The 16,127-nt window shown below is 58.4% G+C and carries 20 protein-coding genes; all 20 read left to right on the top strand.

The window, feature by feature from the left end; all coding sequences use genetic code 11:
• The 20 genes from AC2FJ5_RS09340 (at nucleotide 1) to nuoG (ending at nucleotide 16,095) form a co-directional block, all read left to right on the top strand.
• On the top strand, nucleotides 1-1,605 hold the full coding sequence (locus tag AC2FJ5_RS09340) for a carboxyl transferase domain-containing protein (protein ID WP_496793185.1): 1,605 nt from the start codon (nucleotides 1-3) through the stop codon (nucleotides 1,603-1,605).
• Between the two features lies 1 nt (nucleotide 1,606).
• Nucleotides 1,607-2,032: an ASCH domain-containing protein gene (locus AC2FJ5_RS09335; RefSeq protein ID WP_496690855.1), complete on the top strand. Its 426-nt coding sequence runs from the start codon at nucleotides 1,607-1,609 to the stop codon at nucleotides 2,030-2,032.
• A gap of 3 nt (nucleotides 2,033-2,035) precedes the next feature.
• Nucleotides 2,036-3,967, top strand: a complete 1,932-nt coding sequence (locus tag AC2FJ5_RS09330; protein ID WP_496793183.1) for an acetyl/propionyl/methylcrotonyl-CoA carboxylase subunit alpha — start codon at nucleotides 2,036-2,038, stop codon at nucleotides 3,965-3,967.
• 64 nt (nucleotides 3,968-4,031) lie between these two features.
• Complete coding sequence (locus tag AC2FJ5_RS09325; protein ID WP_496701735.1) at nucleotides 4,032-4,886, top strand: hydroxymethylglutaryl-CoA lyase; 855 nt, start codon at nucleotides 4,032-4,034, stop codon at nucleotides 4,884-4,886.
• Nucleotides 4,887-4,889: 3 nt separating this feature from the next.
• Entirely contained in the window at nucleotides 4,890-5,672 is a 783-nt protein-coding gene (locus AC2FJ5_RS09320) for a crotonase/enoyl-CoA hydratase family protein (RefSeq protein ID WP_496793182.1), read from the top strand.
• Nucleotides 5,673-5,854: 182 nt separating this feature from the next.
• Nucleotides 5,855-6,220, top strand: a complete 366-nt coding sequence (locus AC2FJ5_RS09315) for an NADH-quinone oxidoreductase subunit A (protein WP_496690852.1) — start codon at nucleotides 5,855-5,857, stop codon at nucleotides 6,218-6,220.
• On the top strand, nucleotides 6,211-6,744 hold the full coding sequence (locus tag AC2FJ5_RS09310; RefSeq protein ID WP_037307875.1) for a NuoB/complex I 20 kDa subunit family protein: 534 nt from the start codon (nucleotides 6,211-6,213) through the stop codon (nucleotides 6,742-6,744). The genes AC2FJ5_RS09315 and AC2FJ5_RS09310 overlap by 10 nt, the downstream gene beginning before the upstream one ends.
• A 10-nt stretch (nucleotides 6,745-6,754) precedes the next feature.
• Nucleotides 6,755-7,360, top strand: a complete 606-nt coding sequence (locus AC2FJ5_RS09305; RefSeq protein ID WP_271950203.1) for an NADH-quinone oxidoreductase subunit C — start codon at nucleotides 6,755-6,757, stop codon at nucleotides 7,358-7,360.
• On the top strand, nucleotides 7,360-7,533 hold the full coding sequence (locus AC2FJ5_RS09300) for a hypothetical protein (RefSeq protein ID WP_170433422.1): 174 nt from the start codon (nucleotides 7,360-7,362) through the stop codon (nucleotides 7,531-7,533). Before AC2FJ5_RS09305 ends, AC2FJ5_RS09300 begins: the two co-directional genes overlap by 1 nt.
• Before the next feature lie 7 nt (nucleotides 7,534-7,540).
• On the top strand, nucleotides 7,541-7,669 hold the full coding sequence (locus AC2FJ5_RS09295; protein ID WP_496793180.1) for a hypothetical protein: 129 nt from the start codon (nucleotides 7,541-7,543) through the stop codon (nucleotides 7,667-7,669).
• Nucleotides 7,670-7,892: 223 nt separating this feature from the next.
• Nucleotides 7,893-9,119, top strand: coding sequence for an NADH-quinone oxidoreductase subunit D (locus AC2FJ5_RS09290; protein ID WP_496793179.1), 1,227 nt, complete (start codon nucleotides 7,893-7,895; stop codon nucleotides 9,117-9,119).
• The gene (locus AC2FJ5_RS09285; RefSeq protein ID WP_496793177.1) at nucleotides 9,116-9,646 is read left to right on the top strand and encodes a hypothetical protein; all 531 of its coding nucleotides are present in this window, start codon (nucleotides 9,116-9,118) and stop codon (nucleotides 9,644-9,646) included. Before AC2FJ5_RS09290 ends, AC2FJ5_RS09285 begins: the two co-directional genes overlap by 4 nt.
• Complete coding sequence (gene nuoE / locus AC2FJ5_RS09280; RefSeq protein WP_496793176.1) at nucleotides 9,646-10,746, top strand: NADH-quinone oxidoreductase subunit NuoE; 1,101 nt, start codon at nucleotides 9,646-9,648, stop codon at nucleotides 10,744-10,746. Before AC2FJ5_RS09285 ends, nuoE begins: the two co-directional genes overlap by 1 nt.
• A gap of 32 nt (nucleotides 10,747-10,778) precedes the next feature.
• Nucleotides 10,779-11,000: a DUF5337 domain-containing protein gene (locus AC2FJ5_RS09275; RefSeq protein WP_496793174.1), complete on the top strand. Its 222-nt coding sequence runs from the start codon at nucleotides 10,779-10,781 to the stop codon at nucleotides 10,998-11,000.
• 12 nt (nucleotides 11,001-11,012) lie between these two features.
• Nucleotides 11,013-12,311, top strand: a complete 1,299-nt coding sequence (nuoF, locus tag AC2FJ5_RS09270; protein ID WP_142635179.1) for an NADH-quinone oxidoreductase subunit NuoF — start codon at nucleotides 11,013-11,015, stop codon at nucleotides 12,309-12,311.
• Between the two features lie 5 nt (nucleotides 12,312-12,316).
• Nucleotides 12,317-12,733, top strand: a complete 417-nt coding sequence (locus tag AC2FJ5_RS09265; RefSeq protein ID WP_142634887.1) for an MAPEG family protein — start codon at nucleotides 12,317-12,319, stop codon at nucleotides 12,731-12,733.
• Nucleotides 12,733-13,116 carry a hypothetical protein gene (locus AC2FJ5_RS09260; RefSeq protein ID WP_496690849.1) on the top strand — a complete coding sequence of 128 codons (384 nt, stop codon included), beginning with the start codon at nucleotides 12,733-12,735 and terminating at the stop codon, nucleotides 13,114-13,116. Before AC2FJ5_RS09265 ends, AC2FJ5_RS09260 begins: the two co-directional genes overlap by 1 nt.
• Before the next feature lie 98 nt (nucleotides 13,117-13,214).
• On the top strand, nucleotides 13,215-13,619 hold the full coding sequence (locus AC2FJ5_RS09255; RefSeq protein WP_271950189.1) for a DUF5333 domain-containing protein: 405 nt from the start codon (nucleotides 13,215-13,217) through the stop codon (nucleotides 13,617-13,619).
• A 20-nt stretch (nucleotides 13,620-13,639) separates the two neighbouring features.
• Nucleotides 13,640-14,065: a DUF5333 family protein gene (locus AC2FJ5_RS09250; protein ID WP_271950187.1), complete on the top strand. Its 426-nt coding sequence runs from the start codon at nucleotides 13,640-13,642 to the stop codon at nucleotides 14,063-14,065.
• Between the two features lie 8 nt (nucleotides 14,066-14,073).
• Nucleotides 14,074-16,095 carry an NADH-quinone oxidoreductase subunit NuoG gene (gene nuoG / locus AC2FJ5_RS09245; protein ID WP_496793172.1) on the top strand — a complete coding sequence of 674 codons (2,022 nt, stop codon included), beginning with the start codon at nucleotides 14,074-14,076 and terminating at the stop codon, nucleotides 16,093-16,095.
• Nucleotides 16,096-16,127: the final 32 nt, after the last annotated feature.

Here is a 16,127-nt window from a genome sequence, read left to right as displayed (position 1 = left end):
ATGAAACTCACATCAAAAGCCATACCCACCTCTGAGGGTTTCAAGGCAAACCGCGCGGCCCATCTCGACGCGCTGGCGCAAATCTCTGCCGCTGCCGAAGCGGCCCGTCTGGGCGGTGGTGAAAAATCCCGCGCGCGGCATGAATCGCGGGGCAAGATGCTGCCCCGGCGCCGGGTTGCGAACCTGCTGGATCCAGGGTCCCCGTTTCTGGAAATCGGCGCGACGGCGGCGCATGGGATGTATGGTGATGCCGCGCCAAGCGCTGGTGTGATTGCGGGCATTGGCCGGGTGCAGGGGCGCGAGGTCATGGTGGTTTGCAACGACGCCACCGTGAAGGGCGGCACTTATTATCCGATGTCGGTCAAGAAACACCTGCGCGCGCAGGAGATTGCCGAGGAAAGCCAACTCCCCTGTATCTATCTGGTCGACAGCGGCGGGGCGAACCTGCCCAACCAGGATGAGGTCTTTCCCGACCGCGACCACTTTGGCCGCATCTTCTATAATCAGGCCCGAATGAGTGCCAAAGGAATCCCTCAGATCGCGGTGGTCATGGGTTCGTGTACGGCGGGCGGGGCCTATGTGCCCGCGATGTCGGATGTGACGATCATCGTCAAAGATCAGGGCACGATCTTTCTGGCCGGTCCGCCCTTGGTCAAAGCCGCGACCGGAGAGGTTGTCAGCGCCGAGAATCTGGGCGGTGGCGACGTCCATACCCGTCTGTCCGGCGTGGCCGATTACCTGGCTGAGGACGACGCCCACGCGCTGGCCTTGGCGCGGCAAGCGGTGGGTTCTCTGAATCTGCGCAAACCGCAGACCGTGGATTGGGCCAGCCCCGAAGACCCGGCTTATGACCCCGAGGAAATTCTGGGCGTTGTTCCCGCCGACCTGCGCACGCCCTATGATATCCGCGAGGTGATCGCGCGGCTTGTCGATGGCTCTCGGTTCGACGAATTCAAACCGCGCTTTGGTGAGACGCTGGTGACCGGATTTGCCCATGTCAAAGGTTGTCCTGTCGGGATCATCGCCAACAACGGCGTACTGTTTTCCGAGGCGGCCCAAAAGGGCGCGCATTTTGTCGAGCTGTGTTCGCAACGCAAAATCCCACTGGTCTTCCTGCAAAATATCACCGGCTTTATGGTGGGCCGCAAATACGAAAACGAAGGCATCGCGCGGCACGGGGCAAAGATGGTGACAGCCGTTGCTACGACCTCGGTACCCAAGATCACCATGCTGGTGGGCGGCTCGTTCGGGGCCGGGAACTATGGCATGGCCGGGCGGGCCTATCAGCCGAGGTTCCTGTGGACTTGGCCGAACTCGCGTATTTCCGTAATGGGGGGCGAGCAGGCGGCGGGCGTGCTGGCCACCGTCAAACGAGACGGGATCGAGCGGCAGGGTGGCAGCTGGTCGGCTGAGGAAGAGATCGAATTCAAGCGCCCAACATTGGATATGTTCGAGGAACAATCTCACCCACTCTATGCCTCGGCGCGCCTATGGGATGATGGCATCATCGACCCGCGCAAAAGTCGCGATGTTCTGGCCTTGTCGCTGAGTGCCGCCCTGAATGCCCCGATTAAGGAGACACGTTTCGGCGTGTTCAGGATGTAAGATGAACGTTTCTTTGAATGATGTCATGGCCCGCTATCCGGGTGCTCAGACTTTCAAGTTTGGTGACAACGCAACGTTGAGCGCAGAACTTTTGGCCTTAGTGCGTGCAGGAAGGAAAACAGCAACCTGCGGTGCTTTGCGAGACTATCCCGAAGGCAGTGCTGATACTCCGGTCGTTGGGCGGCGCGATATCGCTTTGGACTGGGATGGCCGTCCCGCGCTGGTGATCGAAACGATTGAGGTAACGACCTGCCGATATTGCGATGTGACCGAGGATTTTGCGCTGGCCGAGGGCGAGAATGAGACGCTTGAAGGATGGCGCGAAGATCACCGCCGGTATTTCGAGCGAAACGGCGGGTTTGATCCCGAAATGGAATTGCTCTGCGAGCGGTTCCGACTTGTCGAAGATCTCGGGGTTGAGGGGTAAGCCATGTTCAGCAAAATCTTGATTGCTAACCGGGGCGAGATTGCCTGTCGGGTGGTGGAAACGGCTCAGAAAATGGGTGTGTCCTGTGTTGCAGTGTATTCGGACGCGGACGCCTCGGCCAAGCATGTGCAAATGGCGGATGAGGCGGTGCATATCGGTGGAGCGGCCCCGGCGGACAGCTATTTAAAGGGTGATGTGATCATTCAGGCAGCGTTGGATACAGGCGCGCAGGCGATCCACCCCGGCTATGGGTTTCTGTCTGAAAACCCCGGTTTCGTTGACGCGGTTGAGGCTGCGGGTCTGATCTTTATCGGGCCCTCGGCGGATGCGATCCGCAAGATGGGCCTCAAAGACGCGGCAAAAGTGTTGATGGAGCAGGCGGGCGTGCCCGTGGTTCCGGGTTATCACGGCGATAACCAAGACCCTGATCATCTGGCGGGCGCGGCCCAGACTATCGGCTATCCAGTGCTGATCAAAGCCGTTGCGGGGGGCGGCGGCAAGGGGATGCGGCTGGTAGAGCACCCCGAAGACTTTACTGAGGCTCTAGACAGTGCGCGGGGAGAGGCGAAAACCGCCTTTGGCAACGATGCCGTTCTGGTCGAAAAATTCGTTTCCAAGCCCCGGCATATCGAGGTGCAGGTGTTCGGCGATGGCACCCAGGCGGTGCATCTGTTCGAACGCGATTGTTCGCTGCAGCGGCGGCACCAGAAGGTGATCGAAGAAGCTCCGGCGCCCGGAATGACGGTTGAAATGCGTGAGGCCATGGGGCAGGCGGGCGTGCGCGCCGCCGAGGCGATTGGCTACAAGGGCGCAGGCACGGTTGAGTTCATCGTCGATGCATCGGACGGGCTGCGCCCGGATCGGTTCTGGTTCATGGAGATGAACACGCGTTTGCAGGTGGAACACCCCGTGACCGAGGCGATTACCGGCGTTGATCTGGTCGAATGGCAGTTGCGAGTCGCTTCGGGTGAAGCGTTGCCAAAAACGCAGGATGACCTGACGATCAACGGGCATGCCTTCGAAGCACGGCTTTACGCCGAGGACGTGCCCAAAGGGTTTCTGCCCGCCACAGGTACGCTGACACATCTGCGCTTTCCTGCGGAATGCCGCGCCGATAGCGGAGTGCGGTCCGGCGATACAATCAGCCCCTGGTACGATCCGATGATTGCCAAGGTCGTGGTGCATGGCCCGACGCGTGCAGTGGCGCTGGAAAACCTGCACCGGGTTCTGCGGCGGACCGAGGTTGCCGGGACGGTCACGAATCTCTCGTTTCTTGGCGCGCTGACCCGGCACCCCGGATTTGCGGCGGGCGATGTCGATACCGGGCTGATCGGTCGGGATATCGACGGGCTGGTCCGAACTTCTGATGCGGGCGCGCGCTTGATTGTTGCAGCAGCCATGACGGCGCTTGATCTGGTCGAGACCGGGCCCGACACGGGTTTCAGCCTGTGGGCGCCGCTGCACCGGGCCGTCCAGTTGAAGTGCGATAGCGAGCTCATTGATCTAGACGTACAGGTCGAAGGACCTGACCGGCAGGTCTGGCAGATCAAGGACACAACGGTTCTGGCGCAACGGCGCAATGGAGGCTGGTACATTGATGACCGCCCGATGCCGCCCGTGGCACTGGCTGGTGCGACAATCACAGTATTCGATGACTATGGGCAAGTGTTTGAGCATGTCGATCCGCTGGATCGCGATGCAAGCGCCTTGGGTGATACCAATGTGGTCGAGGCGCCGATGCCCGGTCTGGTCAAGGCCATGTTCGCCACCGTAGGGCAAGCCGTTTCAGAGGGTGATCGACTGGCCATTCTGGAAGCGATGAAAATGGAACATTCCTTGCTGGCTGCCCGTGATGGCGTGATCGCCGAGGTGCTGGCGGAAACGGGCGCTCAGGTCGAGGCCGGCGCGGCGCTGGTCCGGCTGGAGGAGGAATGATCTGTCCCGCTGCGCCGCAACGTGGCACAGTCGGGACAACACGGCATAACGGGAGGCGAAAGCTATGGGTGAACGGGTCGACATTTTTGAAGTAGGGCCACGTGATGGGCTGCAGAACGAACTGCGGGAAATTCCTGTTGCCGAGAAGGTCGCTCTGATCGATTGCCTGAGCAAGGCGGGCTTCAATCGGATCGAAGTTGCCAGTTTTGTGTCTCCGAAATGGGTGCCCCAGATGGCTGGCAGTGCCGATGTTCTGGCCGGGATCCAGCGGGTTGGTAAGGTGCGCTATGCGGCGCTGACGCCGAATATGCGCGGGTACGAGGACGCCTTGTCTGCCAAAGCGGATGAGATTGCCGTATTCGCATCTGCCTCGGAAGGGTTCTCGAAGGCCAATCTCAACGCGACCATCGCCGAATCCATTGAGAGGTTCAAACCGATCCTAGAGGCTGCGCGCCATATTGACCTGCCGGTGCGCGGTTACGTGTCCTGCGTGACCGACTGCCCCTATGATGGTCCGACCCCACCCGAGAAGGTGGCCGAGATTGCGGACACACTATTTGCGCTGGGTTGCTATGAGGTATCGCTGGGAGATACGATCGGGCAAGGAACACCGGACACTATCGCCCATATGCTTCTGGCGGTGCGTGAGACGGTGCCTGTTACCCGCTTGGCGGGACATTTCCACGACACCAATGGTCGGGCCATCGACAATATCGACGCTGCATTGGCGCTGGGCGTGCGGACATTTGACTCAGCAGTCGGGGGGCTGGGCGGTTGCCCCTATGCACCCGGCGCCGCAGGGAACGTGGCCACCGAAGCCGTGGTCGCGCATCTAGAGCGTCTTGGATACGAAACGGGACTTGATCTGGGGATCGTGGAACAAGCGGCACAAATGGCACTGGCCATGAGGGCGGAGTAGGCGATGTTTGAAACGATCTCGGTCACGGTTGATCCACGTGGCGTTGCAACCCTGACGCTGAACCGCCCCGAAAAGCATAATGCGATGTCCGCGCAGATGATCCGGGAACTGACACAAGCGGCGGTGCAGTTGGGCGGCGATGGCACTGTGCGCGTCGTCGTTCTGACCGGAGCAGGCAAAAGCTTTTGTGCCGGTGGGGATCTGGGCTGGATGCAAGACCAGATGGCGGCGGATCCTGAGACACGCTTTGTCGAGGCGCGAAAGCTGGCCGAGATGTTGCAGGCGTTGAACGTGATGCCCAAACCGCTGATCGGAGCGTTACAGGGCAACGCCTTTGGTGGCGGCGTGGGCCTTGCCGCCGTCTGCGACGTGGCAATAGGTGTCGAGACCCTGAAAATGGGCTTGACCGAGACGCGACTGGGCCTGATCCCGGCCACCATCGGCCCCTATGTTGTCGCTCGGATGGGGGCGGCACGTGCGCGGCGGGTCTTTATGTCGGCCCGATTGTTTTACGCGGCCGAGGCCGTCAATTTGGGCCTATTGGCCAAAACGGCCTCAGCAGAAGATCTGGCGGACGCTGTCGAGGCCGAGGTTGAACCTTATTTGTCATGTGCGCCTGGTGCGGTGGCCTCGGCCAAGGCCTTGGTCCATAGTCTGGGGCCGCGTGTTGACGATCCCGTTATCGACCAAACGATCCGGGCGCTGGTTGCGCGCTGGGAAACCGACGAGGCGCATGAGGGAATCAGCGCATTCTTCGACAAGCGAAAACCTGTATGGAATAGTTAGGTTTACGTTCTGTCGGTCTGTGCGTTTCACGGATCGAAGTTCGGCTGGAATGAAACGGAATATTAGGGTGCCATGCGGTTGTGTTTGGTTGACCCTCTGACCCCGCGCGGATAGAGAATGTCCAGTCAACACGCTAATTGACGGCGCTCCCCTACGGGGCACGCGCAGGAAAGGAGCTATTCGTGGAAGACCTGCTGCGGGAGTACCTCCCGATCCTGGTGTTTCTGGTCGTCGCTGCGGGCCTTGGAATCGTCTTGATTCTTGCCGCTGTGGTGCTGGCCGTCCGCAATCCCGACCCTGAAAAGGTCAGCGCTTATGAATGCGGCTTCAACGCCTTCGACGATGCGCGGATGAAATTCGACGTCCGATTCTATCTGGTCGCGATTCTTTTCATCATCTTCGATCTGGAAATTGCGTTCCTGTTCCCTTGGGCCGTGGCTTTCAAAGACATCAGCGATGTCGGATTCTGGTCCATGATGGTGTTCCTGGGCGTTCTGACCATCGGCTTTGCCTATGAATGGAAGAAGGGGGCCCTGGAATGGGAGTGATGACAGGTGCAAACACCGCCGGCGTCGACAAAGAAGTCGCCACCCAGGCCCTGAATGCCGAGCTGCAGGACAAAGGCTTTCTGCTGACCTCGACGGAGGACATCATCAACTGGGCCCGAACCGGGTCGTTGCACTGGATGACCTTCGGGCTGGCCTGTTGCGCAGTTGAGATGATGCACACCTCGATGCCGCGTTATGATGCAGAACGGTTTGGTATCGCGCCACGCGCGTCCCCACGTCAGTCGGATGTGATGATTGTGGCCGGAACGCTGACCAACAAAATGGCGCCTGCGCTGCGTAAGGTCTATGACCAGATGCCCGAGCCGCGCTATGTGATCTCGATGGGATCCTGCGCCAACGGCGGCGGGTATTACCATTATTCCTATTCTGTTGTGCGCGGCTGTGACCGCATTGTGCCGGTCGATATCTACGTGCCCGGTTGCCCTCCGACGGCTGAGGCGCTGTTGTATGGTCTGATGCAGCTGCAGCGCAAAATCCGCCGCACCGGCACCATTGTACGCTGAGGAGAGGGCAATGAGCGAAGCACTCAAAGAACTCGGCGCGCAGCTGGAACTCAAACGGACCGATTGCGTTCTGTCCTGGGATGTCACCCATGATGAGTTGAACGTGGACGTGGCCCCGTCGAATCTTGTGGAATTTATCGAATTCCTGAAGGGCGATGCCAGTTGCAAGTTTTCGACCCTGGTGGACATCACAGCCGTTGACTATCCCGAACGGGCCAAGCGGTTCGATGTGGTCTATCACTTCCTGTCGATGTACCAGAACCAGCGTATCCGCCTGCGCGTGTCGATCCGTGAGGATGACATGGTGCCGTCGATTGTCGACGTTCACCCTTCGGCCAACTGGTTCGAGCGCGAGGTGTTCGATATGTTCGGCATCCTTTTCTCGGGCCATCCTGATCTGCGGCGAATCCTGACCGACTATGGCTTTCGTGGCTATCCGCTGCGCAAGGATTTCCCGACCACCGGTTATACCGAGGTCCGTTATGACGAGGCGCAAAAGCGTGTGGTCTATGAGCCGGTCAATCTGGTGCAGGAATACCGTCAGTTTGATTTCATGTCTCCGTGGGAGGGTGCGAATTACATCCTGCCCGGCGATGAGAAACAGGAGAGCGAATAATGGGTGGCATCTGGTGGCTGATCCTATCTGCACTGACCATCATCCCGATGGTGAAGATATTGCCGTTCTTCGGGATTAACAAATACTGGTGCCTGCTCTGTCTGATCCCCTTTGGCACGATCGCGTTGCTGTGGTGGGTCGGGCTGAAACTGCAAGAGCTGGAGCGCCGCTGAGATGATGATGCTGGGGGAACTGATCGTGCTGGGTGCGCTGGGGGTCCTTCTGGCGGGGGCTGCAGCCAAGGCGGCCGAGGCCGAAAAGGTCCGGGTTCGGGCCGAAGCAAAAAAGAACACGCGGGGACGGCGGTAATGGACCCGGCAATTCTGATCCAGTCGTTTTGGAACTTTGACTACTATAATCCTTGGCTGCTCTGGGCGTTTAGTCTGACTAGCGTCCTTGGTGCGGCGGTCATGCTGCGTGAGTTGAAGTTTCCCGTTTGGCTGGCTCTCATAGCGTTTATGCCAAATTTCGCGGGACCAGTGATGTGTTTTATCGCGGGGCTAATGATCAGCCGAAAGCGAAGAGAGAAACTATGATGGACGGCTCAAGATATGAGGACGGCAGCACGGACGCGCTGAGCGGAGAACAGAAGATCCGCAATTTCAACATTAACTTCGGCCCGCAACATCCTGCGGCACACGGAGTTTTGCGTCTGGTGCTTGAGCTGGACGGCGAGATTGTCGAACGTTGCGACCCGCATATCGGCCTGCTGCACCGTGGCACCGAAAAGCTGATGGAAAGCCGGACGTATCTGCAGAACCTGCCGTATTTCGATCGTCTCGACTACGTTGCGCCGATGAACCAGGAACATGCCTGGTGTCTGGCCATTGAAAAGCTGACCGGAGTTGAGGTGCCGCGCCGCGGCTCATTGATCCGGGTGCTGTATTCCGAGATCGGGCGCATCCTGAACCATCTGCTGAACGTGACCACGCAGGCGATGGATGTGGGCGCGCTGACCCCGCCGCTCTGGGGGTTTGAAGAGCGCGAAAAGCTGATGGTGTTCTATGAACGCGCCTGCGGAGCACGTCTGCACGCGGCCTATTTCCGCCCCGGCGGTGTGCATCAGGACCTGCCGCCGGAACTGCTGGACGATATCGAGGCGTGGAGCCACGAATTCCCTACCATTCTCGACGACATTGATGGTCTGCTGACCGAAAACCGCATCTTCAAACAGCGCAACGCCGATATTGGCGTGGTGACCGAGGATGATATCCAGAAATACGGTTTCTCGGGCGTGATGGTACGCGGATCGGGGCTGGCCTGGGATTTGCGCCGCGCGCAGCCCTATGAATGCTATGATGAGTTCGAGTTCCAGATCCCTGTCGGTAAGAACGGTGACTGCTATGACCGCTATCTCTGCCGCATGGAAGAGATGCGCCAGTCCTTGCTGATCATCCGTCAAGCCATCGCCAAAATCCGCGAATGCCCCGGTGACGTTCTGGCCCGCGGCAAGATCACCCCGCCGAAACGCTCGGACATGAAGACCTCGATGGAAAGTCTGATCCATCACTTCAAACTGTACACCGAAGGCTTCCACGTGCCCGCGGGTGAGGTCTATGCCGCCGTCGAGGCCCCGAAGGGCGAATTCGGCGTCTATCTGGTCGCCGATGGCACCAACAAGCCTTACAGGGCCAAACTGCGCGCGCCGGGTTTCCTGCACCTGCAAGCTATGGACCACATCGCCGGAGGTCACCAACTGGCCGACGTCGCCGCGATTATCGGGACGATGGATGTTGTGTTTGGGGAGATTGATCGGTGAGTTCTCTCGGCGAAAGAATTAGCCTCGGCGTTGCAGTCGTTTCGGCTGTGGCGGCCTGCATAGCTGCCGGTGCATCGGCATTTCAGACCAAATATACCAGAGAAACGTTTGGTAACTACGTTAACGAAGCAAGACACGAACGTCTGATAGATGCGTGTTCTGCATATCTGTTTCAGGTAGAGGACACTTTGGTGTCGTTCCGATCATGGACCAATGCAAGTCTGGAAGATGTTGAATGGTTCAATAAGCAACATGAGGGCGGACCTGACTTGGTTGATGCCTATTTGGACGCGGCAGTTGAAGGGGCAATTGCTGTGAGTCCGCTTGAGCACCGGCTTTTGTTATTGGCAGACAAAGAGTTGGAGGGTGAGATTAGTAAGATCAGAAGTGCGATAGTAGCAATGTATCTGATAACAGATGATAGAACTCCGTCTGACCGCAACACGATGGATTCTTGGATCGAAGATTGGTCGACGGCTGCTAAGGCCATAAGAGCGGCTTGCAAAAAACAGATTGGATCCAATTGATGCTTCGCCGCCTCCACGCCGAACAACCAGAAAGTTTCGCCTTTACCACTGCCAACCAGCAATGGGCCGAAGCGCAGATTACCAAGTACCCCGAAGGGCGTCAGGCCAGTGCGGTGATCCCTCTGCTGTGGCGCGCGCAGGAGCAGGAGGGATGGCTGAGCCGTCCGGCGATTGAATCTGTCGCCGACATGCTGGGCATGGCCTATATCCGCGTGCTGGAGGTTGCGTCTTTCTACTTCATGTTCCAACTGCAACCGGTTGGCTCGGTGGCGCATATTCAGGTGTGCGGGACCACGTCCTGCATGATCTGCGGGGCCGAGGATTTGATTGCGGTCTGCAAGGACAAGATCGCCGCCAAGCCGCATGCTTTGTCCGCCGATGGCAAGCTCAGCTGGGAAGAGGTCGAATGCCTGGGCTCTTGCACCAACGCGCCGATGGCGCAGATCGGCAAGGACTATTACGAAGACCTGACCGCCGAGGGTTTTGGCAAGATCATCGACGATCTGGCCGCTGGCAAAGTGCCGACGCCGGGCCCTCAGAACGGGCGCTATGCGGCAGAGCCCTTGAAGGGACTGACCAGCCTGACAGAGTATGACAGCGGCCGAACCCAGTATAATGCCAGCGTTCAGTTGGCGACTGAACTGGGGGATACCGTCAAACGCATCGACGGGACCGAGGTTCCGATCCTGACGCCATGGCTGGGCAAGGATGGCAAGGCAGCGGCGACAAAGGCTGCTCCGAATCCTCCCAAGGCCCCCGCACCGGCCAAACCCGCGGTGAAACAAGCGGCTGAGGCGAAGGCGGTCAAAGAAGACCAGCCCGATACGCTTTCGGGTGCGCGGGACGGCAAGTCGGACGATCTGAAGCTGCTTAAAGGTGTCGGGCCTAAGCTTGAGAAGACGCTGAACGAGCTGGGCTTCTATCATTATGATCAGATCGCCAAATGGACGCCCGAGCAGGTTGCCTGGGTTGATGCGCGGTTGAAGTTCAAAGGCCGGATCGAGAGAGACGGCTGGATTGATCAGGCCACCAAGCTGGCGGCGGGTGAAGAAACCGAGTTCGCCAAGCGGGCCAAGGACGACGGTACATACGAAGACTAGGATGTGTGCCCGCTCTGGGCATTTAGGACAAGATGGACAAGGACAAGGAACAGGCCATGGCCCGCAAGGGTCGACATATCGGAGTGGTCATCGCCGTGACCATGATGGTCTGGCTTGCCATGACCATGTTCATTGGCCCTGCGATGGAACTGCCGGGACGCTATGCGCTGCTGTTTGATTTTGCCGCGCTGGCCGGGTTCATCTATGCGGGCGTCAACATTTTTCAACTCTGGCGCATGCGTCAGGACAGCTGAAGGTAACACATGATGCTGAAGGATCAGGACAGGATCTTTACCAACATCTACGGGATGCATGAGCGTACATTGCGCGGTGCACAGGCCCGGGGGCATTGGGACGGCACCGCTGGCCTGATCGGCAACGGGCGCGACTGGATCATCCAGACGATGAAGGATTCAGGGCTGCGCGGCCGGGGCGGCGCGGGTTTTCCAACCGGTCTGAAGTGGTCCTTCATGCCCAAGGAAAGTGACGGTCGCCCGTCCTATCTGGTGGTAAATGCGGATGAATCCGAGCCTGGCACCTGCAAAGACCGTGAAATCATGCGCCACGATCCGCATACGCTTATCGAAGGCTGCCTGATCGCCTCTTTCGCGATGAATGCGCATACTTGCTATATCTACCTGCGCGGTGAATACATCCGCGAGCGTGAGGCGCTGCAGGCCGCGATTGACGAAGCCTATGACGCCGGTTTGTTGGGCAAGAACGCCGCTGGGTCAGGCTGGGACTTCGATCTGTTCCTGCATCACGGGGCGGGCGCCTATATCTGTGGTGAAGAAACTGCCCTGATCGAAAGCCTTGAGGGCAAAAAGGGCATGCCGCGGATGAAGCCGCCGTTCCCGGCGGGCGCAGGTTTGTATGGGTGCCCAACCACGGTGAACAATGTGGAATCCATTGCGGTAGTGCCGACGATCTTGCGTCGCGGGGCCGACTGGTTCGCAGGCTTTGGCCGTCAGAACAACGCGGGCACCAAGCTGTTTGCGATCTCGGGCCATGTGAACAATCCTTGCGTCGTTGAAGAGGCGATGTCGATTCCGTTTGAACAGCTGATCGAAACCCATTGCGGCGGCATTCGCGGCGGCTGGGACAATTTGCTGGCGGTTATTCCGGGTGGTTCGTCGGTGCCCTGTGTGCGCGGTGAGAACATGCGCGACGCGATCATGGACTTTGACCACCTGCGCAACGATCTGGGCTCGGGCCTGGGTACGGCTGCGGTGATCGTGATGGATAAATCCACCGATATAATTAAAGCGATCTGGCGATTGTCGAAGTTTTACAAACATGAAAGCTGCGGTCAGTGCACACCGTGTCGTGAAGGCACCGGATGGATGATGCGCGTCATGGATCGCCTTGTGCGCGGTGAGGCCGAGTTGGAAGAGATCGACATGCTGTTTGACGTGACCAAACAGGTCGAAGGCCACACGATCTGTGCCCTCGGTGATGCGGCAGCCTGGCCAATCCAGGGCCTGATCCGCAATTTCCGGGAAGAAATCGAAGACCGCATCAAGGCCCAGAAATCGGGCCGCACGGGTGCGATGGCAGCGGAGTGATTCAAATGGAAGTATTCTCGGACTATGGCCATGCACTTGCATCGGTGATGATCTTCACCCTCGTCGTCCTGTTCCTAGCCCCATTTTCGGCAATGGCCAAACAGGGTAAGGGGCTGGCGCCAGGCGCCACGCCCGAGCAAGATTATTCAGACAGGGCCTATCGGTTGAACCGTGCCTATCTGAACGGCACTGAAACGCTTCCTGCTTTTGCGGCGGTGACGATCGCGGCAATTTTGTTGGGGGTCAGCCCGTTTTGGGTAAACTTGCTCGCCTCGGTGGCACTGGTTTCGCGTCTGGCAATGCTGTTTGTTCATCTGCGTGGACTGGGTAAGCCGAACTCTGGCTTGCGCTCGGTTCTTTACGTGGTTGCCTGGCTTTGCATGTTCGTGATGGGGATCATGGCATTGGTGGCGGCGTTTTAATGATTGAACGAACTGTTGATCTTGTGACCAGAACCAAGAATGTTTCTTTCATCGGCGCAGTTTTACTGTTGGCGGCGGTTTCGGCCTGCGGGCTGATTAAGCCTTCGGAAGATCGTATTCTATTCGATGGCAAGTCGTTCAGAGCCAAAGCAAAGCACATCAACAAAAAAGCGTCTCCTTCGGATTTCACGGTTGTGATCAAAGGAGTATCTGCCTCATTGGATGGTGCGCGCGAGGCTGGCCGTTATGAGGGCACCAAGTTTTGCATCGCGAATTTCGGATCCTCCAGGATCGACTGGAAGGTCGGGCCGGATACCGAACCACAAAACCTTCAGATCAACGATGACAGACTAACCTTTGCCGGGAGCTGCCGCCGTCCATGAAGCGGGTTTTTGCATATCACGCCGTGACAGGCCCATTGCTATTGCATAGCAATGCTGGCCTCCGTCGTCTTGGTCTTTCCAAGACGAAAGGATTTGTCATGTCTGGTATCAAAATGCTTGCCGTTGCAACGGCGCTGACACTGCCCGCGGTTGCTTTGGCTAAACCTCCCTTGCGCGAAGTCAAAGAGATCGACAACGAACTCTATTACATCGCAATCGCGAACGAAATTTCGGAATACTGCCCCTCCATCAGCGGACGGCGTATGAAGGCGATTGGTGTGATGTGGGGCTTGCGGTCGAAGGCGAACCAGTTGGGCTATTCCGACAGTGAAATCCGCTCCTATGTCGATTCGGATGCAGAAAAAGACCGGATGCGCGCCAAGGGCGAGGCCTATCTGGCCCAAAATGGCGTGTCGTATGACCGGCCGAATTCCTTCTGTACGCTTGGTCGCGCGGAAATTGAAAGAAACAGCGCCATCGGCGTGTATTTGAGGGCGAATTGAGTATGGGTTTCAGAGCTTTGATGACGGGCTTTGCTGGTGTTTTGCTTTTGGTCTTAGCTGGATGCGAGTCAACATCCAGCCAAGCTTTGGACGCTGACACATCTCGCGCTCAGTTTCGTACTCAGGTTCCGCAGAGCCTCTATGATGTGGCCTTTGCCAACGCTATGGCAGAGCAGATTGCAGGCGGTTGTCCGAATTTGTCGCTCAATCGTTCGCAGATCAGGCAAAGCATGAAAACGGTAGCTGACGACCTAGAAGCCAAGGGGTATCGGGAAAGTGATTTTGTCTATCTCGAAAGAAATTTGCCGCGGAAGCGGATACAGGACGACGCTATTCGCTATATCCAAGGAAACGGCATCGTGATTGGCGTTCCAGATACGATGTGCTCGGCAGGGCGAAGCGAAATCGCCAAAAAATCTGCTATCGGCACATTCCTGAAAGGGTAGTTTAAATCATGTCTGACCTCCGCAAAGTTAACATCGACGGACAGGAAATCGAAGTCGATGGTGCGATGACCCTGATTCAGGCCTGCGAACAGGCCGGGGTCGAAGTGCCGCGCTTTTGCTATCACGAGCGTCTGTCGATTGCTGGGAACTGCCGGATGTGTCTGGTCGAAGTTGTTGGGGGGCCGCCCAAACCTGCGGCCTCTTGTGCCATGCAGGTGCGCGATCTTCGTCCGGGGCCGGAAGGGCAGGCACCGGTGGTCAAAACCAACTCGCCCATGGTCAAGAAGGCCCGCGAAGGAGTGATGGAGTTCTTGCTGATCAACCATCCACTGGATTGCCCGATCTGCGATCAGGGTGGCGAGTGCGATCTGCAGGATCAGGCGATGGCTTATGGCATGTCGGGCACGCGGTTTAAGGAAGCCAAGCGCGCGGTCGATGATCTGGATCTGGGTCCGCTGGTTGGCACCGCGATGACCCGCTGTATCAGTTGCACCCGCTGCGTGCGCTTTACAACCGAAGTGGCCGGGATCACTCAGATGGGTCAGACCGGGCGGGGCGAAGACGCCGAGATCACGTCATATCTGAACCAGACGCTAGATTCGAATCTGCAAGGTAATATCATCGACTTGTGCCCCGTCGGGGCGCTGACCTCGAAACCCTATGCTTTCACCGCGCGCCCTTGGGAACTGACCAAGACCGAAAGCATCGACGTGATGGATGCCTTGGGCTCGAACATTCGCGTGGATACCAAAGGGCGCGAAGTCATGCGCTTTTTGCCGCGCAATCATGATGGCGTGAACGAAGAATGGATCAGTGATAAGACGCGGTTTGTGTGGGACGGCCTGCGTCGTCAGCGGCTGGACAAGCCATACCTGCGTGAAAACGGTAAGCTGCGCCCGGCGACGTGGCCCGAGGCGTTGACTAAAGCGGCCGAGGCGTTGAAAGGGGCTGAAAAGCCCGCCGGTATCGTGGGCGACTTGGCCCCGGTCGAGGCTACGTTTGCTCTGAAGCAGATGATTGAAGGGCAGGGCGGGGTTGTCGAATGCCGTACCGATGGCGCCAAGTTGCCAACGGGCAACCGTGCGGCCTATGCCGGGACCGCCGCGATCGAAGATATCGACAGCGCCGAGCGCATTCTGCTGATCGGAACCAACCCGCGCGATGAGGCGCCGGTGCTGAACGCGCGCATTCGCAAAGCCTGGGCGCATGGGGCCGAGATTGCTGTGGTCGGCCCGGCTGTCGATCTGACCTATGACTACCACCATGTCGGCGATGATCGTGCGGCATTGCAGCAGGTGGTGGATATGGGCGGAGATGATGAGGTCAAGGGCAAACGCTCGTTGGTCATCATTGGTCAGGGTGCATTGCAGGAAGCGGATGGCGCTGCGGTTTTGGGCGCTGCGCAAACCATTGCGGCGAATACCGAAAGCGGTTTGATTGTCCTGCACACAGCCGCCTCACGTGTTGGTTCTATGGATGTCGATGCCACCAACGAAGGTGGCATGGATTCAATCAGCGCGGCGGATGTGATCTATAATCTCGGTGCCGATGAAGTTGAAATCGGCGACGGCGCCTTTGTCATCTATCAGGGCAGCCATGGCGATCGAGGTGCGCACCGCGCCGACGTGATCCTGCCGGGCGCAGCCTATACCGAGGAAAACGGCCTGTTCGTGAACACCGAAGGCCGCCCGCAACTGGCGATGCGTGCCGGGTTTGCACCAGGTGAGGCGAAGGAAAACTGGGCGATCCTGCGCGCTTTGTCTGCCGAACTGGGTGCGACGCTGCCTTATGACTCGCTGGCGCAACTGCGCACCGCGCTGATCGAGGCGGTGCCGCATCTGGCCCGTATCGACGAGGTGATCGAAAACGAGGTTCAGGCGCTGAAGCTCGGCCCTCTGGGCAAGGCGAGCTTCCGTCACACCGTCAAGGACTTCTACCTGAGCAACCCGATTGCACGGGCCTCGCAGTTGATGGCTGAGCTATCGGCGCAGACGCAGGCACGCAAAGGCGAAAAGATCGCGGCGGAATGAACCGAAACTCTGTCATATCGCATCTCGACCCT

Source organism: Ruegeria sp. CDSA221 (assembly GCF_059611825.1).
The sequence above is the reverse complement of the archived record's forward strand: the minus strand, read 5'-3'. Positions and strand labels throughout refer to the sequence as shown.

Coding starts and splice junctions, on each gene's coding strand:
- AC2FJ5_RS09340 (WP_496793185.1), top strand. CDS start 1: ATGAAACTCACATCAAAAGCCATACCCACCTCTGAGGGTTTCAAGGCA.
- AC2FJ5_RS09335 (WP_496690855.1), top strand. CDS start 1,607: ATGAACGTTTCTTTGAATGATGTCATGGCCCGCTATCCGGGTGCTCAG.
- AC2FJ5_RS09330 (WP_496793183.1), top strand. CDS start 2,036: ATGTTCAGCAAAATCTTGATTGCTAACCGGGGCGAGATTGCCTGTCGG.
- AC2FJ5_RS09325 (WP_496701735.1), top strand. CDS start 4,032: ATGGGTGAACGGGTCGACATTTTTGAAGTAGGGCCACGTGATGGGCTG.
- AC2FJ5_RS09320 (WP_496793182.1), top strand. CDS start 4,890: ATGTTTGAAACGATCTCGGTCACGGTTGATCCACGTGGCGTTGCAACC.
- AC2FJ5_RS09310 (WP_037307875.1), top strand. CDS start 6,211: ATGGGAGTGATGACAGGTGCAAACACCGCCGGCGTCGACAAAGAAGTC.
- AC2FJ5_RS09305 (WP_271950203.1), top strand. CDS start 6,755: ATGAGCGAAGCACTCAAAGAACTCGGCGCGCAGCTGGAACTCAAACGG.
- AC2FJ5_RS09300 (WP_170433422.1), top strand. CDS start 7,360: ATGGGTGGCATCTGGTGGCTGATCCTATCTGCACTGACCATCATCCCG.
- AC2FJ5_RS09295 (WP_496793180.1), top strand. CDS start 7,541: ATGCTGGGGGAACTGATCGTGCTGGGTGCGCTGGGGGTCCTTCTGGCG.
- AC2FJ5_RS09290 (WP_496793179.1), top strand. CDS start 7,893: ATGATGGACGGCTCAAGATATGAGGACGGCAGCACGGACGCGCTGAGC.
- nuoE (WP_496793176.1), top strand. CDS start 9,646: ATGCTTCGCCGCCTCCACGCCGAACAACCAGAAAGTTTCGCCTTTACC.
- AC2FJ5_RS09275 (WP_496793174.1), top strand. CDS start 10,779: ATGGACAAGGACAAGGAACAGGCCATGGCCCGCAAGGGTCGACATATC.
- nuoF (WP_142635179.1), top strand. CDS start 11,013: ATGCTGAAGGATCAGGACAGGATCTTTACCAACATCTACGGGATGCAT.
- AC2FJ5_RS09265 (WP_142634887.1), top strand. CDS start 12,317: ATGGAAGTATTCTCGGACTATGGCCATGCACTTGCATCGGTGATGATC.
- AC2FJ5_RS09260 (WP_496690849.1), top strand. CDS start 12,733: ATGATTGAACGAACTGTTGATCTTGTGACCAGAACCAAGAATGTTTCT.
- AC2FJ5_RS09255 (WP_271950189.1), top strand. CDS start 13,215: ATGTCTGGTATCAAAATGCTTGCCGTTGCAACGGCGCTGACACTGCCC.
- AC2FJ5_RS09250 (WP_271950187.1), top strand. CDS start 13,640: ATGACGGGCTTTGCTGGTGTTTTGCTTTTGGTCTTAGCTGGATGCGAG.
- nuoG (WP_496793172.1), top strand. CDS start 14,074: ATGTCTGACCTCCGCAAAGTTAACATCGACGGACAGGAAATCGAAGTC.